The sequence below is a fragment of the Streptomyces sp. NPDC054813 genome (genome assembly GCF_053611365.1).
In genome coordinates this window covers 226,576-249,167 of the sequence record NZ_JBSHAF010000007.1, presented here as the reverse complement: position 1 = coordinate 249,167, position 22,592 = coordinate 226,576, and the positions used below count along the sequence as shown (strand labels likewise).

The 22,592-nt window shown below is 68.5% G+C and carries 17 protein-coding genes and 2 pseudogenes; 8 read left to right on the top strand and 11 right to left on the bottom strand.

Annotated features, from left to right (window positions below; genetic code table 11):
• Positions 1-40: 40 nt before the first annotated feature.
• Entirely contained in the window at positions 41-3,262 is a 3,222-nt protein-coding gene (locus ACWGJB_RS16660) for a bifunctional cytochrome P450/NADPH--P450 reductase (protein ID WP_453380884.1), read from the bottom strand.
• A 423-nt stretch (positions 3,263-3,685) separates the two neighbouring features.
• On the opposite strand from ACWGJB_RS16660, the gene ACWGJB_RS16655 reads away from it, so the two are divergent.
• Positions 3,686-4,342: a TetR/AcrR family transcriptional regulator gene (locus ACWGJB_RS16655; protein ID WP_453380883.1), complete on the top strand. Its 657-nt coding sequence runs from the start codon at positions 3,686-3,688 to the stop codon at positions 4,340-4,342.
• A gap of 113 nt (positions 4,343-4,455) precedes the next feature.
• Here the strand turns inward: ACWGJB_RS16655 and ACWGJB_RS16650 are convergent, their stop codons facing one another.
• From ACWGJB_RS16650 to ACWGJB_RS16630, 5 genes and pseudogenes are all read right to left on the bottom strand, one after another.
• Positions 4,456-5,178, bottom strand: a complete 723-nt coding sequence (locus ACWGJB_RS16650; protein ID WP_453380882.1) for an alpha/beta fold hydrolase — start codon at positions 5,176-5,178, stop codon at positions 4,456-4,458.
• Positions 5,179-5,229: 51 nt separating this feature from the next.
• The gene (locus tag ACWGJB_RS16645) at positions 5,230-5,982 is read right to left on the bottom strand and encodes a TetR/AcrR family transcriptional regulator (protein WP_453380881.1); all 753 of its coding nucleotides are present in this window, start codon (positions 5,980-5,982) and stop codon (positions 5,230-5,232) included.
• Between the two features lie 146 nt (positions 5,983-6,128).
• Positions 6,129-6,272: pseudogene (locus tag ACWGJB_RS16640) on the bottom strand (IS481 family transposase); the annotation flags it as partial.
• 19 nt (positions 6,273-6,291) lie between these two features.
• Positions 6,292-7,695: an MFS transporter gene (locus tag ACWGJB_RS16635; protein ID WP_453380880.1), complete on the bottom strand. Its 1,404-nt coding sequence runs from the start codon at positions 7,693-7,695 to the stop codon at positions 6,292-6,294.
• A 35-nt stretch (positions 7,696-7,730) separates the two neighbouring features.
• Positions 7,731-8,585 (bottom strand): NmrA family transcriptional regulator, encoded by an 855-nt coding sequence (locus tag ACWGJB_RS16630; protein WP_453380879.1) that lies wholly within the window; start codon positions 8,583-8,585, stop codon positions 7,731-7,733.
• Positions 8,586-8,672: 87 nt separating this feature from the next.
• Here ACWGJB_RS16630 and ACWGJB_RS16625 point away from each other — a divergent pair, with 87 nt between their 5' ends.
• Entirely contained in the window at positions 8,673-9,095 is a 423-nt protein-coding gene (locus ACWGJB_RS16625) for a winged helix-turn-helix transcriptional regulator (protein WP_067378418.1), read from the top strand.
• A 26-nt stretch (positions 9,096-9,121) separates the two neighbouring features.
• On the opposite strand, the gene ACWGJB_RS16620 is transcribed toward ACWGJB_RS16625, so the two are convergent.
• The 3 genes from ACWGJB_RS16620 to ACWGJB_RS16610 all read right to left on the bottom strand — a co-directional run bounded on the left by ACWGJB_RS16620 (position 9,122) and on the right by ACWGJB_RS16610 (position 10,223).
• A complete protein-coding gene (locus tag ACWGJB_RS16620) occupies positions 9,122-9,451 on the bottom strand; it encodes an NIPSNAP family protein (protein ID WP_453380878.1) in 330 nt (109 codons plus the stop codon).
• A gap of 70 nt (positions 9,452-9,521) precedes the next feature.
• Positions 9,522-9,920 (bottom strand): SsgA family sporulation/cell division regulator, encoded by a 399-nt coding sequence (locus ACWGJB_RS16615; RefSeq protein ID WP_453380877.1) that lies wholly within the window; start codon positions 9,918-9,920, stop codon positions 9,522-9,524.
• Between the two features lie 48 nt (positions 9,921-9,968).
• Positions 9,969-10,223: a hypothetical protein gene (locus ACWGJB_RS16610; RefSeq protein ID WP_453380876.1), complete on the bottom strand. Its 255-nt coding sequence runs from the start codon at positions 10,221-10,223 to the stop codon at positions 9,969-9,971.
• Positions 10,224-10,706: 483 nt separating this feature from the next.
• Between ACWGJB_RS16610 and ACWGJB_RS16605 the strand changes: the two genes are divergently transcribed.
• Together ACWGJB_RS16605 and ACWGJB_RS16600 are read left to right on the top strand one after the other, a co-directional pair.
• Positions 10,707-13,169 carry a SpoIIE family protein phosphatase gene (locus ACWGJB_RS16605; protein WP_453380875.1) on the top strand — a complete coding sequence of 821 codons (2,463 nt, stop codon included), beginning with the start codon at positions 10,707-10,709 and terminating at the stop codon, positions 13,167-13,169.
• An 80-nt stretch (positions 13,170-13,249) separates the two neighbouring features.
• The gene (locus tag ACWGJB_RS16600) at positions 13,250-15,685 is read left to right on the top strand and encodes a SpoIIE family protein phosphatase (RefSeq protein WP_453380874.1); all 2,436 of its coding nucleotides are present in this window, start codon (positions 13,250-13,252) and stop codon (positions 15,683-15,685) included.
• Positions 15,686-15,854: 169 nt separating this feature from the next.
• Here the strand turns inward: ACWGJB_RS16600 and ACWGJB_RS16595 are convergent, their stop codons facing one another.
• The gene (locus ACWGJB_RS16595) at positions 15,855-16,508 is read right to left on the bottom strand and encodes a TetR/AcrR family transcriptional regulator (RefSeq protein ID WP_453380873.1); all 654 of its coding nucleotides are present in this window, start codon (positions 16,506-16,508) and stop codon (positions 15,855-15,857) included.
• 142 nt (positions 16,509-16,650) lie between these two features.
• Here ACWGJB_RS16595 and ACWGJB_RS16590 point away from each other — a divergent pair, with 142 nt between their 5' ends.
• Complete coding sequence (locus ACWGJB_RS16590) at positions 16,651-16,818, top strand: hypothetical protein (RefSeq protein ID WP_453380872.1); 168 nt, start codon at positions 16,651-16,653, stop codon at positions 16,816-16,818.
• A 109-nt stretch (positions 16,819-16,927) separates the two neighbouring features.
• Here the strand turns inward: ACWGJB_RS16590 and ACWGJB_RS16585 are convergent, their stop codons facing one another.
• Entirely contained in the window at positions 16,928-18,703 is a 1,776-nt protein-coding gene (locus ACWGJB_RS16585; protein WP_453380871.1) for a glycoside hydrolase family 6 protein, read from the bottom strand.
• Positions 18,704-19,507: 804 nt separating this feature from the next.
• Between ACWGJB_RS16585 and ACWGJB_RS16580 the strand changes: the two are divergent.
• The 3 genes and pseudogenes from ACWGJB_RS16580 to ACWGJB_RS16570 all read left to right on the top strand — a co-directional run.
• Positions 19,508-19,752: pseudogene (locus tag ACWGJB_RS16580) on the top strand (cellulose binding domain-containing protein); the annotation flags it as partial.
• Positions 19,753-19,959: 207 nt separating this feature from the next.
• On the top strand, positions 19,960-20,982 hold the full coding sequence (locus ACWGJB_RS16575; protein WP_453380870.1) for a LacI family DNA-binding transcriptional regulator: 1,023 nt from the start codon (positions 19,960-19,962) through the stop codon (positions 20,980-20,982).
• 228 nt (positions 20,983-21,210) lie between these two features.
• Entirely contained in the window at positions 21,211-22,344 is a 1,134-nt protein-coding gene (locus tag ACWGJB_RS16570) for a GH12 family glycosyl hydrolase domain-containing protein (protein WP_453380869.1), read from the top strand.
• Positions 22,345-22,592: the final 248 nt, after the last annotated feature.

The following is a 22,592-nucleotide window of genomic DNA, read 5'->3' as shown; positions in this document are numbered from 1 at the left end:
GGGCGGCAGATGCGCCGCGCGCCCCCGGCGTCTGGAGGGGTCAGGCGAAGACGTCCTGCTGGTAGCGTTCATCCGCTTCCAGCTGGGCGAGCCACTGCTGGGCGGCTTCGTCGTCGCTGCCGGTGTGCCTGCGGTAGATGGCGGCGAGCGCCTCACGCACGGCGGGTGCCATGCGACGACCGTCGCCGCAGACGTAGATGTACGCGCCGTCCTGGATGGCCTGCCACACGGTGTCGGCGGCGCCTGCGATGGCGTCCTGGACGAACCGGGCCGGGTGTCCGGTCACCGCGGAGAAAGCGGTGTGCACCTGGGCGATCCCGGTCTGCTCCCAGTCCTGCATCTCCTGCCGGTAGAAGTAGTCGTGCTCCGGGTGGCGGCAGCCGACGAAGACCTGGGACAGACCTACCTGGGTGCCGCTCGCGTGCTGGTGGGCACGCTCCTCCAGGAAGCCGCGCAGCGGCGCGATGCCGGTGCCGGGGCCGATGAGGATCAGCGGCGTGGCGGGATCGACCGGCGGGGCGAAGGTCGGGGAGGGCACGCGCACGTAGCCGTAGAAGACGTCCCCGGGATTGAGGCCCGCGATGTAGGAGGAGCAGGTGCCGCGGTACCGGCCGTCGCCGGACAGGGCCGGCCCTTCCAGCAGCCCGACGGTCAGCCGCACGTGCCGGGGGTTGGCCAGCGGGGCGGAGGAGATGGAGTAGAACCGCGGGCGGATCGGGCCCGTCATCTCCAGGAAGATCCCCAGCGGCAGTTCGACCGCCGGGAAGCGCTCCAGCAGGTTGAGCACGGAGACGCGCTTGCCCAGGACCTCGGTCTGGTAGCGCTCCTCGGCCTCGGCGGTGTCAGCCGTGTAGGCCTCCAGCTGCGGCCGGGTCCACGGGCAGTCGGTGTGCTTGGCCAGCGTCTGTATCTGCGAGCGGGTGGCCACGTCCTGCAGCTCCACGAACTCGGTGAACAACAGGCCGGCTGTGACGGGAGTACCCACCGGGAGGTGCGTGCGGCCGCCCGCGGGCTGGTCCAGACGCAGGACCTGGTCGCGGTCGACGCCGAGCCGCTCGAGGACTCGGGCGACCAGCTGCGGCTCGTTCTTGGCGAACACGGCCAGGTGGTTGCCGGTGTCGTAGGTGACACCGTCGGGGAGTTCGATGGTGATGGACTTCGCGGCCGGGCGCGGCGGCTCGATGCTGAAGTCCCACAGCCCGGTCGCGTCGCTGACCAGTTCCTCGTTGGCCACGACCGTGAGGGGGTAGGCCTGCTCGGAGACGATCGCGGGGCGCACGTCAGCTTCGGTGAGCAGCTGGACCTCGAAGCGCGGCCCGGTGGTTTCGGAGGTGTCGGCGGCGTACTCCAGGGCCAGGGTGGTCCACAAGGTGTCCATCCAGCGGGTGGCCATGCCGTCGAAGTCACCGGCGGCGTCCGCGATGCCGCGCTCGATGACGCGGGTGGCGCCGGCGGCCAGCAGGCCCGCCTCGATCCGCTTGGGGAAGCCCTGGTAGGTGGCCACCCACTGGGTGTTGCCGGCACCCAACAGCGCGAACCGCACGTTGGACAGCGAGCCCGCCGGGAGGCCGGTGGCGAGCAGGTCGTCGAAGCGCTGCGCGTTGTCCGGGGCCTTGCCGTTGTAGCTGGAGGCCACGACGACGAGCAGGCCCTCGGTGGGCAGGTTGTCCCCCAGCTCGTCCAGACCGACCAGGGTGGTACCGAACCCGGAGCGCTCACCGCGGTCGGCGATGGTGCGCGCCAGGTCCTCGCACGAGCCCAGGCTGGAGCCGTAGGCGACGGTCAGGTTCACCCCGACACCGCTGACCGCGGCCTGCGCCCCCGTGTCGTCGGCCTGCGGGTCCACCGCGCCGAACACGGTCCGCTCGTGCTCCTGACGGGCCCGCACGGTCAGTTCGAAGCCGCCGGGCTTGCGCGTCAGCGCCTCCTTGACGTCCATCTTGTAGTCGTCGGGGTCGGCGAACTTGAACTTCTGCAGCACCAGCGCGAGGGCAAGACGGGCCTCGGTGAGCGCGAACTGCCGGCCGATGCAGGCACGCACGCCGTTACCGAACGGCTTGTAGGCGTGCGGGTGGTGGTTGACCCGGTTCTCCGGCAGCCACCGGTTGATGTCGAACTCCTCCGGCCGCTCCCACGCCTTGGGGTGGGTGTGCAGCGGACCTTCGAGGATGTTGACCCGCGCGCCCTTCTTCAGCCCGTAGCAGCCGCCGATGACGGTGTCCTCCAGCGGGGACTTGCCGATCATCGGGATGGGAGCCCACAGGCGCAGGGTCTCCTCCAGGATCCGCGGGATCACGTCCATCTGCATGATCGTGTCGTAGTCCGGGACCGTGTCACCCGGCAGCAGCCGGTCCACCTCGGCGTAGGCCTGGGCCAGGATGTGCGGGTTGCGCATCAGCGAGTACGTGGCGAACGACAGCAGACCACTGGTGGTCTCATGACCGGCGATCAGGAACGTCACCACCTGGTCACGGACGTTGTCGTCGTCCAGCCCCTTGCCGGTCTCCGGGTCCGTGGCCTCCAGCATCAGACCCAGCAGGTCATCCTCATCGGTGCCCTTCCCATCACGGCGCTCCTTGATCACGTTCTCGACCAGGTCCCGCATCAGCCGGATGTTCTCGCGGTACTTCCTGTCATCGGCCTTGCGCATCTTGGTCATCATCGGCAGCTCCTGCGAGCGCCGCAGCGACTCGACCAGCGCCTGCAGCAGCGCGTTGAGGAACGGGTGCAGATCCTCCTTGGCGAAGGAGTCGAACCGGTAGCCGAAACCCGACAGGGCGATGGTGTCCAGGGTCAACCGGGTGTAGTCGTCGGTGATGTTGACCGGCCGGCCCTCCCTGCGCTCCCACTTGCCCACCAGGTTCTGGGCGATCTCCAGCATCTGCCCGAAGTAGCCCTTCATCGCCCGCTGGCTGAAGGCCGGGAGGAGGACTCGGTGCGCCATGCCCCATTCCTCTTCGTGCTGGTGGGCCGTGAACAGGCCGGCTCCCGCGTAGTCCCGGACGTGCGCCAGCGGCGTCTTGTCGATCTGCTTGAAGAACCGCGTCTCGTCGCAGACCTCGGCCACCAGGTCCGGGTCCCAGACGAAGACCTGCTCGATGCCGGCGATCTCCATGCCGTAGAGCCCCTCGGGGAACTGCTTGGACAGCCTGCCGAAGTACTCCACCGGGTTGGTGCTGGGGATCTGCGGCGTGTGGCCGAAGAGCGGGACCCCCCGCGGAGACCGGATGGGCCGCAGGTCGGTCTGGGGCTGTGTGGTCATGGCTGCTCCTTCAAGGTAAAAGGCGGGCAGGGCGCCATTCGGTGTCGCGGGGCGCCGGTACGGCAGCACCCGATTTCCATACGCCGTATGTCTTCAGTAGTACCATACGACGTATGGAACTTCAATCGGCAGGCCGGCCAGGGGCCGGGAAACGGGAATGTCCGGCTCGCCAGGGGCGGCGTCGCTCGCGCGGCGGGGCCACATCAGGTTCAGGCGCTTCCTCGCGGCGGCCCCTCCATGCCGCGCCCGCTCGCCCGGCATCAGTCCGCGAGATCGGGCAAGGCGAGTGCGCCAGGATGCCGTGGCGACCTCGTCGCCCACCAAGGCCACCAAGTCCGGGCCTGTCCGCGAAGCCGGAGGGGCAGGGGGGCTGAAAACGGTGCCGCTGCCCCCGCATCGGCGAAGCCTGGTACCGTACACCGTATGGCGACTGAACGGAAGCCCCCTCGGGGCACGAGAAAGAGGGACGTACCGCTCACCAAGGACGGCATCCACGCCATGGCGTTGCAGCTCATCGATGCCGACGGGGTCGAAGCGCTCACCATGCGCAAACTCGCGACCGCCCTCGATGCGAATCCCATGTCGCTGTACCACCACGTGCCGAACAAGGACGCCGTGCTGCGCGGCGTGGCCCACCGGGTCGGTTCGCAGTTCAGCGCGGAGGACCGGGGAGACATCCCCTGGCAGGACCGGCTGCGTGAACTGGCCCGGGACTTCCGCGAACTGTCGCGCCGTCACCCGAAACTGATGGGGTATTCCTTCACGCGCCCTGACTACGTGCAGCCGGAGGACCCCTTCTGGCAGGCACTGGTCGACATCCTGGCCACCGCGAAACTGCCCGAGGAGGAGATTCCGCGCGTCGCCGCGACCCTGGTCGGCGTGTTCACGGGTTTGCTGCTCAGCGAACTGAACGGGGCACTGCAGCGGTGGGCCACTCTGCCACCGGCGCCGTCGGGCCCCGACCAGGAAGAAGCGCCCCCGCCCTCCAAGGACGTGATCGACACCATGTTCGACTCCACGCTGGACGCGGCGGTCGCCGGAGTGGAGAACCATGTCGCACGAGCCCGCCAGAGGGTGTGACGGAAGCGAGCCGGCTCCGATGCGGCGGCGAGCGGTCCGGCGGCGGCTCGCCCCTCGGTGTCATCGGCACCGAGGGGCGGACCCAGTTGGCGAACCCGAGGGCTGCCACCTCGCTATGCAGTCCAGTGCGCCTCCAAGGCCGCAGCGACCTCGGCCGGCTTCTGGACTACCGTCCAGTGGTTGCAGTCCAGCTCGACGACCCGCGACGCCCGCACGGCTCCGCCGAGCTTTCCGGCGAACTCGACCGGACAGGCGGGGTCGAGCGTGCCCCAGAAGACCAGGCACGGCGCAGACACGTTCGCCAGGTCCGGCTCCCACTGCGCACCCACCGTCTCGGCGGAACGGTACAGCTTGAGGATGCTGTCCCTCATGGTCCCGTCCACGCGCAGAACCATGTCCCCGGCCACCTCAGCCGGGACATCGAAGTGCTCCATCAGATCCTTTGCGAAGGACGCCGGGTGAAGTTCGTCCATGAACCGGTTGCCCTCGACCGGGTCCTGCCAGATCTTGGCCAGCGGATGCCAGACGTAGTCGGCACTGACCGGAGCGCTACTGCCGGCCCACGTACGCACGAGGTCAGGCCGCAGGGAAGCGACGCGCGCGGTGAGGATGCAGCCCCAGTCATGGCCGACCAGGTCCACCGGCTCGCCCACCCGCTCCAGCCGTTCGATGAGCCAATCGACGTACTCCTCCTTGGTGGATCCGAAGCCACGCGGCCGGGGCGTGCCGAAGCCGGGCAGATCCCAGGCCTCGACGTCGCTCCGGATCAGGTGTCGGCGCACGCCGTCCCACACACGGTGGGTGTCGGGGACGCCGTGGATCAGAATGGCAGGCACGACTGAACTCCCTTGTCACTGAACAAAAACAGCATGTCCTGGCTTTGGTCCTCACTCCTCTTTCAGGTGTAAACCGGCCGCCATGTCCGAGACGGGATTCCCCGGAGGCTCTCCTTCGCAGCGTGCGGCCGGTGGCCGGAGTTGACGGGGGACACGTCCGGAGGCGCGCGGGGAGCTCTGCGGGGGCCGGCCGTCGCGCCCACCGGCGTGATCGGCCGTGAGCCGACTTTCCATGCCGCTGATGATCGTGTCCAGCACCAGGCGGAACATCCGGTCCTCGCCAAAGCCCTCGTTCGTCGGCCCGTCCTCGCCGGAGGCGGACGTGGCGGGCTGGAGGTTCGACCACCGGTGGAGCGCCCCGTTGAGCTCGGCGATCATCACGCCGATGACGACGGCGCACACGAGCGCGGCGAGCTGCGGGATATCCGACTGCGGAACCCCTGCGGCATCCAGCACGGCGGTGAGCGCGACCCAGAAGGGATCTTCGGGCTGGATGAAGTCCGGCTGGCTGAACGAGTAGGCCATGAGGTTGGGATGGCGGTATGCCAACGTCCGGAAATCCGTGGCAAGCAGGCGCATGCGCTCCTGCCAGGGAGCGTCCTCCAGTGTCACGGTGCGGAACCGGGCACCGACCATTTTCGCGACGCCACGCAGCAATGCTTCCTTGTTCGGCACGTGGTGGTACAGCGACATCGGGTTCGCGTCCAGCGCGGCGGCGAGTTTGCGCATCGTGAGCGCCTCGACCCCGTCCGCGTCGATGAGCCGCAGTGCGGAGGCGCAGATCCCTGCCTCGGTCAGAGGCACATCCCTCTTCCGAGTACCTCTAGGGGTACGCTTCGCTCTTTCCATACGATGTATGTTATCAAGCCGCGGGACAGCGAGGGGGACTCGCCGCCCGTGGTGGCGGTCACTCCTGCGGCCCTTTGTACGGGCACCCACGAGCTCGCCGTGGCGGCGGTACGGTCGACCCACTTCGATGCGCACGCGCGGGAGATGCCCATCTCGGATGCGACGTGCGCGATTGGACGAGTGCGGCAGCGTTCCACGAGGCGCCTTCTTCCCTCCGGCGACAGCGGCGCGTTCTTGTGCAGCACGGTTCCCCTTGGGTGGTGGTCAAGCGCGTTCGGGCAGGTTGTCGGGAATGTCATGGGCCGAGATTGCACATGGCGCTTGGGCATTCAGGCTGCCTGTGGGTGCGGCAACGGTGGCCGGTCGTGCAAGCGCGGTCAGTAGCAGGGCGACCGCGGAGGCGGCTGCGCCGACGACCACGCAGGTGATGAACCCCTCTCTGAGGTTGTGCGTGGGCCCGAGGAGCGGGCCGAAGGCGGCGACGCCAATGGCTGCACCGATCTGGCGGGAGGTGTTGAAGACTGCGGACGCGGCCCCGTGCAGGGCAGGTTCGACGGCGGCGATGGACTGCGAGGTCATGGTGGGCACGAGCAGTCCCGAGCTGAACCCGGCGGGAACAAGGGCAAGCACCAGTAGCCAGAGCGCGGATGAGGTGCTGGCCCACGCCACCGCGAGGAACGTGGTGGTCAGGACGGCCTGGCCGATGCCCAGGACAGCGGTACGTCCGATCCGTCGCGCGAGTGGGGCGGCACAGATGCTGCCGATCGAGATGAGGCCGGTCAGAGGCAGGAACAGCAAACCGCTGACGAGCGCGCTGAGCCCGCGGCCTTGCTGGAGCATCAGGCTCATCGCGAACAGCAGCCCGTAGAAGGCGAAGTTGAACAATGCGCCTTGTGCGGCTGTGGCGACGAACCTGCGGTCAGAGTGGACGCCGGGCGGCAGGAGAGGTGTCCGGGTGGACCGTTCGACCCAGACGAAGCCGACGAGCCCGGTGACCGTCAGCGCGGCGGCGGTGATGGCTGCGGGGCTCAGCCAGCCCTGCGCGGGGGCTTGGATGAGAGCGAAGACCAGCCCGCCGATCAGTACGGTCGCACAGCCCATGCCGACGATGTCGAGGCGCCGACCGCCGCCCGCGGTTGCGGGCATCGAGCGGATGCTCCAGAGGGCGGCGGGGATCCCGATGACCACGTTGACGGCGAACACGGCACGCCAGTTCGCGAGCGCGACGAGCGCCCCGCCCAGCAGCGGTCCGGCGGCCATTCCGACGCCCCCGGCGGCGGCCCACCAGCCGACGAGTCGGTTCCGCGCCTGCTCATCGGTGGCGGATGCCGTGGCCAGGACGAGCGCGCTCGGCAGCAACAGAGCGGAGCCCGCGCCCTGGACCAACCGGGCGAAGTTGAGCACCAGCATCGAGGTGGCGGACGCGCAGACTGCAGAGGACGCGGTGAAGACCAGCAGGCCGGCCACGAAGGCCCACTTCGCGCCGAGGGCGTCCGTGATCGCGCCGGCACCGAGCATCACCGCGGCGAAGGAGAGGGTGTAGGCGTTGACCGCCCATTCGAGCTCGGCGCGGGAGGCATGCAGGTGCGAGGCGAGTTGGGCGAGGGTGAGGTTCACGATCGTGCCGTCGACGAAGACCATGAAGGCCGCGATCAGCGCCAGCACCACGACACCCCGACGGTGTTCGATAGTCGTGGAAGCACTCATGTCTTTGCAGGCCGCGCGCTACCCGCCGTTACCTGGCTGCGGCCCGGTCTCGTGGCAGAGGCGGCTGCGACAGCCGTAGCCAGTGGGTCGCTGACTGGGCGGCCGAGTATGTCAGCGAGGTCGGGGCTGGTGCCGTCCAGGAAACCGTGCCGGATGCCGGTCGCGATCGAGGCGAGCATGGGCGGCTGGAACGGCAGCAAGTCCGGCATCTCATTGAGAAGCCTGCGCCGGTACTCGCCCAGGCCGATGGTCCGGTGCGGGACTCCGAGCCGGTCGGCTACGTCTGCTGTCGTGATCGGCGTGCCGGTCAGATCGTAGGTGTGCCCGCTGTGTTGGGCCGGATCTGCTGCGACGATCGCCGCGGCTTCGGCGAGGTCCGCACGGGCGACCGCGGCCAGGGCGCCGTCGCCGAATGCGGACTCCACTCCGTCATCGGCCCACATCAGCAGAGCGCCGAAGAGTTCGGCATACAAGCCGTTGCGCAGGATCGTCCACGGCAGGCCGCAAGCGCGCACGCGCCGTTCGGTCGCACGGTGCGCCAGTGCGAAACCGAGGTGGTCGCCCGCGCCGGTCAGGCTCGTATAGATGACATGTCGGACGCCGTCTCGGGCTGCCGCGTCCAAGACGGCCGCGTGCCGCCCGACGACCTGGTCGTCCTCGGCGTAGCCGGCGGAGATCAGGCCCAAGGTCGATACACCGGCAAGGTCAATGCCGGAGTGGTCGTCGAAATCCAGCCGGCGCATCCCGTCACTCGGGGTGCGGCTGCCGCCTGTCGCGATCGCACCGCGGGCATGCAGCGCCGCCAGAGTGGCCGAGCCGAGGTTCCCGTTCGCTCCGGTCACCAAGATCATGTCAGTCACAGTCTTCCGTTGTGGTTCTCTTCGGTAACTAGGCTTGATCCTGATCCGCCCAAGTACCGGCCACAAGGAGGCAGTTCGATGTCACCCGCGCACACTGAGGTAACCGCCCAGCCCGCCGACCTCGATCCCTGCGGGCACGAAGATCACCCGGACTGCGGGATCCGCGATGTCCTGGACCGCATCGGCGACAAGTGGTCGGTACTCGTGATCGTCGAACTCGCCGGCGGGCCGCGTCGCTTCCGGGAGCTGCAACGCGCCATCGACGGCATCTCCCAGCGCATGCTCACCCTCACCGTGCGCAGGCTGGAACGCGACGGACTCGTCCACCGCACCGTGTACCCGACCGTCCCGGCTCAGGTCGACTACCGCCTGACTGAGACCGGGGCCAGCCTGACTCACCTGGTCAAAGCACTCGCCGACTGGTCTCTCACGCATCGCGCCGTCATTGCTGAGGCACGGCACCAGTACGACCAGACCCACCCCGACCACGACATCCGGTAGCGGGGACCGCTGTTGACCTCATTCCGTCACCGCAAAGGCGAGTCGGCGGTGGGCGTCAGCACGGACTCGGCGACGCCGACGATCTGACTGATGTCGAAGCCCTCCATGTCCGCACGGAATTCGGGGCTGGAGAGATACGCCTCCAACCGCTCCTGAACGTCGTCGGCGTCCCGGTAGGAAACGAGGGCGTACAGCTGGGGCGCCTCACTCCCGGCGGCCGCAGGCACCGTCCAGACGCCATGCGTATCGATCCTGTGCTTGGCCATACCGGGAATGTGCTTGGCCCAGATGTTCTCGTAGGCGACGAGCGCCTCAGGGCCGCGCAGTGTGTAGACACGAAGCTGGTACTGGGACATGAATACTCTTTCCTTCTCTTCTGCCGCCGGGACAAAGATCCCCAGCGGCACGATGGTTGGGAGGCTTCTCTCAGCCTTTCGCGAACAGGTTCGCCAGTTCGAGCTCCCAGTCGATGCGCCCGGACTCGGTACCCCGTGGCACCTGCGCCTCCGTGTCCTCCAGGAAGGTCCTGACGTCCTGCACGGGAACCTCGAGCAGGGCGGTGCCCGCCGGAGACCCGAGGACGATGTACATCACCTCGTCACCACGGCCGACGCCCGGCCAGACCCGGATGTCCCCACACCCTGCGGAGCCGGTCAGACCATCGGCTAGAAGGTCACGCCCCAGAACCCATTCGGTCGGCTCGTCAGTGTCGGTGAAGAAGACGGCACGGACGACATAGGGATCAGCGGGCTCGTACCGCAGGCTCATGCACATGGACAGCGTGCAGGTGCGCGAGATGACAAGCTCTACGACCACCCCCTGCATGACGGTCTTCAAAGGCTCCATCGATTTCCACTCCCGCCTGGGCGGTGTTCAGCGACTGCTGATCTCGTCGGGGCCGTCGTAGTGCCAGCCATGGATCTCGTCCCAGGAGTAACCCAGTTCGAGCAGGTAGCCGACACCGTGGTCCCAGCGGTAGTCGCCGACGTTGACACTGACGGCCGGACGCTGGGCGTGCGCGGATGCAGAAGTCGCGGCCGAAGCCGTACCCCCGGCACCAAGAACAGCGGCACTCGCGACCGCCACGGAGGAAGCGGCGACGGCAACGCGCCTCGTGAGCTTCTTCATGATCTTCCCTTCCCGATGGGTGCGATCTGCACCAGGCGGCAACATCAGGCGATATGCGACACCTGGCATGGTCGGGCAAACTTTTCCATACGGCGTACGGAACTGCCCTTTCAGGTTTACCATACGTCGTACGGAAATGTCGAGGTGGCAAGAATGGCCCGTACGACCTGCCCCATCAGCAAGATCGGCAGCTCACCTCGCGGTCACATCGGTGCGCTTGATCAGTTTCGGGGGCTTGACGATAAAGCCGTCGTATCTGACTATTCCATCAGAAGTGGACAAAGTCGTCCAAGGTCGGCGGACATCGTGCCGATAGATCGCTGAACCGTCGGCGAGGTCCGCGCTATGTCGCCCGCTCAGCGCGGCAGGTCCTCCCGGGGCGATCCTCACCCCCCAGCCGCCGCCGTTCCACCACGGCCACGGATCGGCCCGACGCTGCACACGCCGACGCTTTCTCGCACCCACACCGATGGAAAGAACCGGATGACGAACACCAACCACACGCCACTCACCGAACCGGTGAGTCCCCGAGAGACACCCGATGCGGCTATAGCGATGCTCGATGCGGAAGGGACCGTGGTGGGGTGGACACACGCCGCCGAGCAGCTTGTCGGGTACTCGGCCAGGGAAGTGGTGGGCCGGTCCGCCGCACACGTGCTGCCGCCCGCCGAGAAAGCCCCGAGTGCTTCGGTGTTCGCCGAGCAGTGCCGTGCCCAGGGTGGCTGGTCCGGCACCGTGACGGTCCGCCACCGCGACCTCCACGCCATCAGAATGACGCTGCGGATCTCGCTGCTGTGGGGGCAGGACGCCGACACCCGGTGGCTGGTGTCCGTGACAGACATAGGCACCCTGTCCTCGGGGGCATCCAACGGAGCTGTGCGCGAGTCGCTCCTGGCCCACGCACCGATCGGCATCGCCGTCTATGACCCGCAGCTGCGCTGTACCTGGGTCAACGACGCCATGGAGCGCCACGACGGCACTCCTCGCGAGCGACGGTTCGGACGCCGCCTGCGGGACTCACTGCCCGCCGTCGAGGCCGAGGCGCTCGAGGTGGTGATGCGGCAGGTGCTGGAGAGCGGCACCACCATGGTCCACGAGTACCGGGCGTGGTCGTCGACGGACCGGCGCCGGGAGCACGCGTTCTCGGCCTCGTTCTTCTGCCTCCAGGACGCCGACGGCACGGCGCTGGCAGTGTGCTCCATGAGCGTGGACGTCACCGGCAACCGGCGGGCGCGCGAGCGCCTTGCCATCCTCAGCGAAGCCAGCACGCGCATCGGCAGCACCCTCGAGGTCATGCGGACCGGGCAGGAACTGGCCGACCTCGCCGTGCCCCTGCTGGCCGACCACGCGGTCGTCGACCTGATGGAGTCGGTTCCGTTCGGCGTGGATCCCTCGGCGGGGACCGGCAACGCCAACGGCCGCCCACCTGTGCTGCGCCGTGCCGGTGTGGCCTCCGTCGACCCGAGCATCCTCAAGTTGCCATGGGTGCGCGAAGAGGTGATCCGCCCCTTCCCGACGTCGCTGTTCGCCACCGCCCTGCGCACGGGCAGGTCTTACCTGGAATCGGTGCTGGACACCTGTTCAGGCCCCTGGGTCAGTCACGACCCTGTGCGGACGCAGAAGCTTCGTGACACCGGCGTCCACTCTCTGATGGTCGTACCCATCCGGGCGCGGCGCTGTGTGCTGGGACTGGCCGTGTTCGGCCGCTCCGAGGAATCGACGCCGTTCCAGGAGGACGACCTCCTCCTCGCCGAGGAACTCGTCACCCGGGCCGCGCTCAGCCTCGACAACGCTCTCCAGTACGCCCGTCAACGCACCGCGGCCCTGACGCTCCAACGCGACCTGCTCCCCCACCATGTGGGCGGCGGCGCCGCCCTCGATGTGGCCTCGCGCTATGTGCCGGCCGACCTGGACCACGGTGTGGGGGGTGACTGGTTCGACGTGATCAAGCTGTCCGGTGCCCGGGTGGCCCTCGTGGTCGGAGATGTGGTCGGACACGGCATCAACGCCGCGGCGACGATGGGCCGACTGCGCACCGCCGTCCGCACGCTCGCGGACATGGAACTGCCTCCCCACGAACTGCTGACGCACCTCGATGACACGGTCAGGCGGCTGAGCGAGGAAGATGCCGACGCTCCGGACCAGGCCCCCGCGGCGGTGGGCGCCACCTGTCTGTATGCCGTCTACGACCCGGTCACCCGGCGGTGCACGATGTCGCGGGCCGGGCATCCCCCGCCCGCGGTCATCGACCCGCAGGGCCACATCACTTTCCCCGACATGCCCGCCGGGGCCCCCCTCGGCCTCGGCCTCGGTCTGATCCCCTTCGAGTCCGTGGAACTGGAACTGCCCGAGGGAACGCTGCTCGCGCTCTACACCGACGGCCTGGTCGAGTCCCGCGACGACGACATCGACGTGGGCCTGGATCGCCTGGGCGCCGCCCTGGCAGGGTCCGGTCCGTCCCTGGAGGACCTGTGCTCTCACGTGATCGAGACCTTGCCGACTCAGGCCCCGGCCGACGATGTCACCTTGCTCCTTGCGCGGACTCGCGGACTCGAAGCGGCCCAGGTCGCCTCCTGGGAACTGCCGAACGACCCGGCCGCCGTCCGCATCGCCCGGCAGGCAGCCGCCCGTCAGCTCAGCGAGTGGGGGCTTGATCATCTGGTGGCCACCGAGCAGCTGATCGTCAGTGAACTGGTCACCAACGCCGTCCGCTACGGCGGCGGGCCGATCCGCCTACGGCTCATCCAGCACCAGGTCTTGACTTGCGAAGTCTCCGACAGCAACCCCAGCCACCCACGCCCCCGTCATCCCCACACCATCGACGAGAACGGCCGCGGTCTTTCCCTCATCGCTCACTTGTCCCGCAGGTGGGGCTCCCGCTCCGCGACGGACGGCAAGGTCGTCTGGGCCGAACAAGACCTGCCCTCCAAAGCCCTTGCGGCGTGACGCGCGACAGACCGGGTGGCCGACGGCCGCCACAGCATGCCGATCTCTCGAACCGCAGGCTCTCGCTAAGGAAGCCACATATGGACAAAGAGAATGTCAAGAACGCCTGCTCGGCAGGCGCCACCCAAGGACCGACGGGCGCCTCCGGTTCCGGTCCCAGCGGCAGGTCGCACGCCTTCGACGGTCCGGCAGCCGCCGTACTCGATCATCGAGGCGCGGTGGTCCGGTGGACCGGGGCAGCAGAGGAGCTGACGGGGTTCCACGCCGAGGAGGTCTGTGGCCGCCCTGTGCGGGAACTGGTGGCCGACCTCCCGGACGACCTGCGCGACGCGGAGATGCCGGCGTCCGGCCGGGTACGGCTGTGGCATCAGTGCGGCGACACCATCGATGTCACCTTCCGGACCACCAAGATGGGGTGCCCCGGCTCGGCGGAGGTCCTCGTCCTGGCGGCCCCCACACACCACGTCGCCGGCCACGAGCACGGCGCGGCGCTCCTGCGTGCACTGTCCGCACAGAACCGGATCACGATCGCTGTGTACGACACGGAACTCACCACTGTGCAGACGAACGCCACGCCGGGCACTCTCGACGGCCGTCCAGTACAGCCCGGCGCTCGGCTGAGCGACGTGCTGTGCGCCAAGGACGCTGAGCGCATCGAGGCACTACTGCGCCAGGTACTCGAGACGGGTGCCCCAGTGGTCCGCAGAAACCAGCACGTGAGCTGGCGCCACGATCCGGCGCGGCAGCACGCGCTGTCGCTGTCCGCCTTCCGTCTGGAAGACGCACGAGGACGCCCCACCGGGGTCGCAGCCCTGTACTTCGACAACGCCGACCAGATGCGCGCCCGCCGGAATCTGGATCTCGCCCGCGAGGTGGCCGAGCGCGTCGGAGGTTCCCTGGATGTCGTGCGCACTGCGCAGGACCTTGCGGACGTCCTCGCACCTGCGTTCGGGGACCTCGCCGCCGTCGACCTTGCGCACTCCGTTTTCGACGGGGACGAACCCTCGAAGCGGCTGGTCGGTGGAGACATGGGCAACGCGGCCCTTGCGCCGGCCGGCGCAGACTGGCCGGCCGGCATCAAGCGCGGCGAGTCCATCCCGCCCCTTCCCGACCACCCCCTACTGCGCAGCTTCCTGCACGGCGAGCCGGTCGTCTTCGGCCTTGACGACTTCATCGCCATGGTCAGAGACCCGCAGCTGGTCGAGTATCTCGTCCCGAAGGACACCCATTCGGTGATGGTGGCACCGCTGCATGCCCGCGGGCACACGCTCGGCGCCATAACGGCCTGGCGCTGCGGCCGATCCGCCCCCTTCACCCAGGACGAGGCGGATCTCATGAAGCAGATCGGCTCACGGGGTGCGCTCGCCATCGACAATGCTCGCCGTTACACGCGCGAGCACCGGGCGGCCGTAGCGCTGCAGCAGCGTCTCCTTCCCCCGGCCACGACCGACACTCCGGCAGCCGAGACCGCCGGCGTCTACCTGCCCGCAGGCGGGGGAGCGGACATCGGCGGTGACTGGTACGACTGCATTGCTCTGCCCTCTCTCCGGGTGGCCCTCGTCGCCGGAGACGTGGTCGGCCACGGCATGCCCGCAAGCGCCACCATGGGCCGCCTGCGCGCCGCCATCCAGACGCTCGCGGACCTGGAACTCGAACCGGACGAGCTGCTCACCCGGCTCGCGGACCTGGTCCAGCGCCTCGCGGCCGAAGCCCCGTCCGGCGACCGCGACATCGTCGGCGGCACATGCCTGTACGCGGTCTACGACTCGGTCACCAGGCGCTGCGCCATGGCCAGTGCCGGGCACCCGCCACCCGTCCTGGTCCGGCCCGACGGGACCGCCGAAGCAGTCGGGATCTCCCCGGGGCCCCCACTCGCCCTCAGCGGCATGCCGTACGAGACCACGGTGATCGACGTCGAGCCGGGCAGCGTGCTCGCCCTCTACACCGACGGCCTGGTCGAACGGGGCGATCGCGACATCGGCCAAGGCCTGCCACGCCTGACCAAGGCCCTCACCGCGCACTGCCGTCCGGATCGTGCCCTGGACGAAACCGGCCGGGCTCTCCTCGCCGACCTGGCGGACCAGGCCCCGCGCGACGACGCGGCCCTGCTGCTGGCCCGCACCCGCGCCGTCCCAGCGGCGGACACCGCGCACTGGGAGATCCCGGCCGATCCGGCCGCTGTCTCCAAAGCTCGAGAGTGGATATCCCGCCAACTCACCATATGGGGCCTGGACGACCTCCTCTTTTCCACCGAAGTCATCGTCAGCGAACTGGTGACCAACGCCATCCGCTACGGCCGTGCGCCGATGGACCTCCGTCTGATTCGCCACCACGTCCTGGTGTGCGAGGTCACCGACTCCAGCAGCACCCAACCCCGCCTGCGGCGTGCCCGCACAACCGACGAGGGAGGACGCGGCCTGTTCCTCGTCTCGCAACTCGGCGGACGATGGGGCTGCCGCCATGGCCAGAACGGCAAGACGATCTGGTCCGAGCAAGTCATCCAGGATTCCCCCTGAAGCTACGGCTCACCAGAGTGGGTCGAGGCAGAGAAACCCCACAGCTCCGACGTCTCTCGACCCGGTGAGCCATGCGGTAGCTACCCGAGACCGGAGACTGCGAGCAGGAGCGGCCCCCTGCCTCGCGGCCGCGGCGCGGCTCGGTTCGATGGAGGCGCAGCGACAGGGATCAGCTGCCGTCATCGAAGCCTGGCTTCGCGTTGATCACGAAAGAGACGTCCTCGACCACGTCACTCGCACGCTTCTCCGGCACCCCGGCAGCGATCAGGGTGGCGATGACGAGTGGGACGACTTCATCATCCAGAACCCCGTCATTGACGCTCTCCAGCAAGGCGACCGTCAGCGCTTCCAGTCCGGCGCTGAGCACCACGGGTGGCAGGTGGGAATGGAAAACTCCCTCCCGCTGTCCCCTCTCCAAAATGTCCGTCGCCGCTTCTCGGATCGGATCCAGGATTCCCGTTACACGTTCGGTTCCCACGTGCCTGCGAGCCAGCGCCAAGAGCATCCGGTACCTGTCTCCGACGGGCCACATCCCAAGAAACAGCCGGGCCAGGGCCCGCTCAGCCGGGTCATCCAGCCCCACTGCGTCCTCCGCCGCCGTCCGCAGCGCTGCGGACGCCTCGTCGGCGAGCGCACCCAGCAGGGCTTCCCGTCCGGAAAAATGCCCAAAGAGCGTGCGCCGTACGACACCGGCGGCTCGTGCGAGCTCCTCCATAGTGATGTTCGGGTTCCGGCCGAACTCCTGGCGGGCCGTGTCCAGGATGCGCGCCCGGTTGGACCGTGCATCGCGGCGCTGAGGCGCGCGGGCCAGTGGCTTGGTCACGACAACCTCGGTAGATCTGTATGGCAGGGTAGCGGCGCAGAGGCCCAACGGGTACGTCCCATTTTGGCAGAAGCGCGAATCGCCTGCTCTGCCGGCCATCACGTGCGCCATTCTCGCCAATTCCCGGAGCTCCGCCCCAACCGTGATCCACGGGAGCCGGCTCGAGCAGCACCTGACGGGCAGCCCGGCCGACGTGCGACTGGCAGGCGCCGTCACGGCCCTGCCAGCCGCACTCTCCTTCCTCATCTACGAGAAGCAGCGGTGGAAGCCGGACCAGACCGACCCGCAGTGCGTCCACGCCGCCACCTGACTGACCGGTGAACCCGGCGGCCTCCCGCCTCAAATGACGGGACGCCGCCGGATCCGTCCCTCTCTCTGCCGAGCGGGACCGACCCCGGCGGACACACCGCGTCAGCAGGTCACGACAAGGGCGGGTACGCGTTCTGGACCAACTGCTGGAACTGGGCGGAGAACCAGTGTCCGGCCAGCGGCGAGTTCGGCAGCGCACCCGTGGGGTTGTTGCCGTTGCGCGCGTTGCCACCGTAGGTCGGGTCGCACATCCGGTCGAAGCCCTTGCCCTCGTCGTTGGGGACGGCCGCGCTGTTGCCGTCCGACTCCCCCGGCGGCTTGACCCATACGTAGGCGTCGATACCGGCGGCAGGAGCCGCGGTCGGCCGCTCCCCGATGCCTGCTCCGCTCTGGTTGCACCAGTTGCCGGCGTGGATCCGCCGGTCAACGCGGCTGCCGTCGACGTAGCCGTCCACGGAGGTCGGCGCTCCGGGACCGGTGGGCCGGGCGGAGCCGCCCCAACCGTTGCGTGAGGTGTCGATCAGCATGCCGAGTCCGGAATCGAATCCGGCCGCGACGAGCTTGTCGCGCAGCGCCTGGGCGAAGGACTGCTCGTCCACGTACTGGTTCCAGTCCACCCACTTCGACTGACGTACGGTCTGACCGTTCACCGTGTCGGTGACCTTGAGGTACGGCTCCTTGGTGGGGCTGTAGTTCGCGGTGTTGACGATGAAGCCGGCCACGTCGTTCACGCTCGCGCCGTTCGTCGTCGCGACCTTGTGGAACTCCTGCACCGCGGGACCGAGGTTGCTGTCCCAGCCGAGCCAGCCGTGGTGGGCGGCGTCGATGTAGTTGTAGACGTTCGGGATGGCACCCAGCTTGTCCAGGGCGTAGCCCACGCCCTTCTCGTAGTTGCCGTTGGACTTCATGGTCACGCAGGCGTCGGTGGTCGTGGGGGTGCCGCCGGCGTTGGTGACCAGGTTGGGCAGCGAGTCGGGCTCGATGACGGTGGCGATCCGCAGGCCCGCGTACTTGGCGTCGGACAGGATCGACGCGATGGGGTCGATGTACTGGGACTTGTACTTGTCGAGGTCGTTGGGCCCCAGCTCGCCGTTGGAGGCGAGGGCGGCGCAGTCGCGGCCGGGCAGGTCGTAGATGACAAGCTGGACGACGAGGTCGCCGGACCCCTTCTGCTTCAAGGCCTCGTCGAGGTGGGCGCGCAGGCCCATGCCGCCGCCCACGCCGTTGATGGCCGCGATGCGGTCCAGCCAGACGGCGGTGGGCTGGTCGGCGATGCGGCTGCCGCCCGGTTCTGCGGCGGCCTTGGCGGACCACTCGGGGTTCACGTACACCTTGGCGCCCGTGTAGGGGTTGTCGGCACGGCTGCCGGTGTCGCCACCGCCACCGCCACCGCCCGTACCGCCGCCGGTACCACCGCCCGTACCGCCGCCGCTGCCACCACCGGTCCCGCCGCCAGTGCCGCCGCCGCTGTCGACGTTGCAGGTGACGCCGTCGAGCGTGAACGTGGCGGGCACGCTGTTGGTGCCGCTGTAGGAGCCGTTGAAGCCGAAGCTGACCGAACCGCCGCTCGCGAGCGTGCCGTTGTAGGCCTCGTTGGCGGCGGAGACGTCGGCACCGTTCTGGCTGAGCTTCGAGTTCCAGGCGTTGGTGACCTTCTGGTTGCCGGCGTACGACCACTTCACCGACCAACTCGACTTGGAGGCCGCGTTGTTGGTGATGGTCACGGCGGCGGTGAAGCCGGTGTCCCACTGGCTCTGCACCTTGTAGTCGACGGTGCAGGGGACGGCCGAGGTGGCAGCGCCGGCCTGGCCGACGACGAGCGCTGTCCCGGTCGTCCCGGCGACCAGCGCCAGGGCGGCGAGCAGCGATGTCCTGGTGTGACTCATGAGTGCGGGTTTCCTTCTCTGGATGGGGAGTTACGGACAGAGGCCGCACGGACGATCGCGCGAGCCGACGTCTGGGCCACGCCTGGGGCACACGTGGCGTTCCAGTGGTCGGTGCGCCGGTACGTCCGGCATCTACTCGAAGGCGCGGCCGTGATGCCGGCTCTTCAAGGCCTCGGTTGTGCTGGGCGTCGCCGGGTCAGGCGCAGGGTCGCCCGGCGGTGTCTGAAGGCACCGACCGCCGACGCAGCACCCGTACGGGTCGTGCGGGGATTTCATGCCGCGGGTCTCGGTGTGGTCGACCAAGAGCTCGGCGGTGTCGCTGCGGTTCGAGCTGCCGTTCCCGGGCTTGCCGGCGGGCGTGATGCGGGAGTGGCGCAAAGTGAGTGCGGTGCGGCTCGGCGCTCGTGCACCGGTCGACGGAGCTGCCTCGGAGTTCGTGTCCACGGCGCACGCGGCCGTGGCTCTCCGGTCCGAGAGCACGGGGCAGAGCAGTGCTCGAGAGAGCGTCGCTGACTAAAAGTACTGAATGCGGGGGGTGTCGCATGAGCGAGTCCTTACAGCTTGGCGCGCCGCTACGGACGCGTCGCCTGATGGAACCGCTCCCACTGGTGGGGAGGAAGTTAGCGTCAACCGGCGAGGTTTCATAGGGCCCTGCGAAACTTTTCGCTGGATCAGCTCAGTTCGAACTTTGAAGTCCCCAGCGTCTTGACCGCGCTCGCCTCCATCCCCACGATGGGAGCGCTCCCACTGGATTCGGTCCTTGGCACCTCTCCGTGAGTCGCGTGGCGCAAGGAGGAACAGCACATGGATCCCGGACGCAAACGCAGAGCCGAACGGCGGGTTGGACCGCCGTCGCCGCCGCGGTCGTCCTGCCCCTGTCGATGCTCGCCACCGGCACGACCACCGCGAACACGGCGACCGTGCAGTGCAGCGTCGACTGCAAGACCAACGACTGGGGTTCCGGCTTCACCGCCGACCTCACCCTCACCAACCGCGCCACCGCCGCAATCGACGGCTGGACCCTGACCTACGGCTACACGGGCGACCGGCATTCCCCGTGCAAACGCAGATCACCAGAGCCATGGCAGCCCAATCCACCATGACCACCAACGACAACGCCCACACTTCCCCGCCCGTAACGGGAGCGCTCCCAACCATGGGGAGCAGAGCAATCGCCGGCAACTATGCCACTGGTGAATTCGTGTGCTCACCCCCCTCCAGCCAGTAAGATCGGTGATCTCTTGGGGGAGGTGGTCATGGGCAGGCGACGCCCGGGGACACCGACGCTGGAGGAGGTGGCTGCCCACGCGCGGGTGGGGCGGGGCACGGTCTCCCGCGTCATCAACAATGCGGCGGGCGTGAAGGATTCGACGCGTCGGGCCGTACAGCGGGCCATCGAGGAACTGGGTTACGTGCCCAATCTCGCCGCCCGTTCCCTGGCGGGACGGCGGGCCGACGCCGTCGCCCTGGTCATGACGGAGCCGGACTGGCGGCAGTTCGCGGAGCCCTTCTTCTCCGAGATCGTCAGCTCACTCGGGAACGCGCTCACAGACACGGGAATGCAACTGCTGCTGACCCTGGTCCGCTCGGACACCGAGCGGCAGCGCTTCCTCGAGTACGCGCGCGGCGGCCGGGTCGACGGCGTCCTGCTGATGTCCGTGCACGCCGGCGATCCCCTGCCGGACATGCTCGCCGAGGCCCGGCTGCCCACGGTGCTGCTGGGGCGCCGCTCCGGGGAGGAGTACGTCAGCTACGTCGACGCGGACAACATCGGGGGCGCCCGTAGCGCCGTCTCCCACCTTGTCCAGCGGGGCCGCAGAGTCATAGCCACCATCACCGGACCGCTCGACCTGTACGCCGCCCAGTGCCGGCTGCGCGGCTACGAAGAGGCCCTGAAACTCGCGGGCCTGAAGGGCGAGCCGACCCTTGTCGCCGAGAGCGACTTCACGACGGACAGCGGACGCCGCGCCATGGCCGAGCTCATCGAACGGCATCCGGACATCGACGGCGTCCTCGCCGCGTCGGACACCACGGCCGCGGGGGCTCTGGAGGCCCTGCGCGCGGCCGGACGCCGGGTGCCCGAGGATGTCTCCGTGGTCGGCTTCGACGACTTTCCGCTGGCCCAGCAGACCGCACCACCGCTGACCACGGTACGTCAGCCGATCGAGGAGATCGGGCGGGCCATGATCCGACTGCTCCTGGAGGAGATGGAGGAGGGCGCCGTGGCCTGGCGTCACGTCATCCTCCGTACGGAACTGGTGGTCCGCGAGTCGACCTGACCCGTCGGCGAACCCGTCCGGGGAGCGATACCGGAGCCGGCGCGCCACGTCTCGCACCCCTGTCCGACCTGCGGCTCCGAAATCGGTTCAACGGGTTCACGCCGACAGTCTTGTCATGAACCTGAACCATCCCTACAGTCCTGCCGAACCCAGGATTGGGAGCGCTCCCACTCGCAAGGTCATGGAAGCACTTCCCCATTACCCCCCATCCCTCTGAAGAGGATCCGCATGCGTCCTTCACCGCACCATGCCCACAGCGTGCGTGGCCTGCTCGGCGCGCTGCTCACCTCGCTCGTCTCGCTCACCGCGCTTCTGACCACCGCGACGGTGGCGCAGGCCGACACCTCCATCTGCCAACCCTTCGGTACGACGACCATCCAGGGCCGCTACGTGGTCCAGAACAACCGCTGGGGCACCAGTGCCACCCAGTGCATCACCGCGACGGAGTCGGGGTTCAAGATCTCCCAGGCCGACGGATCCGTCCCCACGAACGGAGCTCCGAAGTCGTACCCATCCGTCTACAACGGCTGCCACTACACCAACTGCTCACCCGGCACCAACCTCCCCGCTCAGCTCAGCACCGTCTCCACCGCGCCCACGAGCATCTCCTACACCTATGTGAACGATGCGGTGTACGACGCCGCGTACGACATCTGGCTCGACCCCACGCCGCGCACCGACGGCGTGAACCGGACCGAGATCATGATCTGGTTCAACAAGTTCGGATCCATCCAGCCCATCGGCTCCCCGGTCGGTAACGCCACCGTGGGCGGGCGCGAGTGGCAGGTGTGGTCAGGCAACAACGGCTCGAACGACGTGCTGTCGTTCGTCGCACCGTCGGCGCTCACCAGCTGGTCCTTCGACGTCATGGACTTCGCCCGGCAGGCCGTCTCGCGCGGACTCGCGCAGATCAACTGGTATCTGACGAGCGTTCAGGCGGGATTCGAGCCCTGGCAGAACGGCGCCGGCCTCGCCGTGACCTCGTTCTCCTCCGCCGTCAACACCGGGGCCTCCGGTGGCGGCCCGGGCAACCCCGGCGGCTCCACGTCCTGCAAGGTGGCGTACGCGACGAACGTCTGGCCGGGCGGCTTCACCGCAGACGTCACCATCACCAACACCGGCTCCTCCCCCGTCAACGGCTGGCAGCTCGCGTTCGCTCTCCCCTCCGGGCAGCGGATCACCAACGCCTGGAACGCGAACCTGTCCTCGTCGTCAGGAGCTGTCACGGCGAGCAACGTGGCCCACAACGGCCAGATCGCGGCCGGCGGCCAGGTGGCCTTCGGGTTCCAGGGAACTGCCGACGGAACCTTCGTCAGACCCTCCGGCTTCAGCCTGAACGGGAATGCCTGCACAGCCGTGTGACTTACGTTCAGCCTTCGGGGCCCGCCTGTCCGCCACACCGACCGGCGGGCCCCGAAGGGCGCATGGGAACGGCGCGCCGGCTTGGGACCGTCCCGTCAGAGAGCTTGGCCACCGCCTGCGGCCACGGCCAGCGGACGTCGCCCTGCGGTAGCAGCTGCAGGGCAGTGTTGGCCGCCGGTGCCACTGCCTGGCCGGAGTACCTGCAGTTGCCGCAGAGCCCGACCGCCGCCGACCCCCAGGCGGCCGCC

Coding starts and splice junctions, on each gene's coding strand:
- ACWGJB_RS16660 (WP_453380884.1), bottom strand. CDS start 3,262: ATGACCACACAGCCCCAGACCGACCTGCGGCCCATCCGGTCTCCGCGG.
- ACWGJB_RS16655 (WP_453380883.1), top strand. CDS start 3,686: ATGGCGACTGAACGGAAGCCCCCTCGGGGCACGAGAAAGAGGGACGTA.
- ACWGJB_RS16630 (WP_453380879.1), bottom strand. CDS start 8,585: ATGATCTTGGTGACCGGAGCGAACGGGAACCTCGGCTCGGCCACTCTG.
- ACWGJB_RS16625 (WP_067378418.1), top strand. CDS start 8,673: ATGTCACCCGCGCACACTGAGGTAACCGCCCAGCCCGCCGACCTCGAT.
- ACWGJB_RS16620 (WP_453380878.1), bottom strand. CDS start 9,451: ATGTCCCAGTACCAGCTTCGTGTCTACACACTGCGCGGCCCTGAGGCG.
- ACWGJB_RS16615 (WP_453380877.1), bottom strand. CDS start 9,920: ATGCAGGGGGTGGTCGTAGAGCTTGTCATCTCGCGCACCTGCACGCTG.
- ACWGJB_RS16610 (WP_453380876.1), bottom strand. CDS start 10,223: ATGAAGAAGCTCACGAGGCGCGTTGCCGTCGCCGCTTCCTCCGTGGCG.
- ACWGJB_RS16605 (WP_453380875.1), top strand. CDS start 10,707: ATGACGAACACCAACCACACGCCACTCACCGAACCGGTGAGTCCCCGA.
- ACWGJB_RS16600 (WP_453380874.1), top strand. CDS start 13,250: ATGGACAAAGAGAATGTCAAGAACGCCTGCTCGGCAGGCGCCACCCAA.
- ACWGJB_RS16585 (WP_453380871.1), bottom strand. CDS start 18,703: ATGAGTCACACCAGGACATCGCTGCTCGCCGCCCTGGCGCTGGTCGCC.
- ACWGJB_RS16575 (WP_453380870.1), top strand. CDS start 19,960: ATGGGCAGGCGACGCCCGGGGACACCGACGCTGGAGGAGGTGGCTGCC.
- ACWGJB_RS16570 (WP_453380869.1), top strand. CDS start 21,211: ATGCGTCCTTCACCGCACCATGCCCACAGCGTGCGTGGCCTGCTCGGC.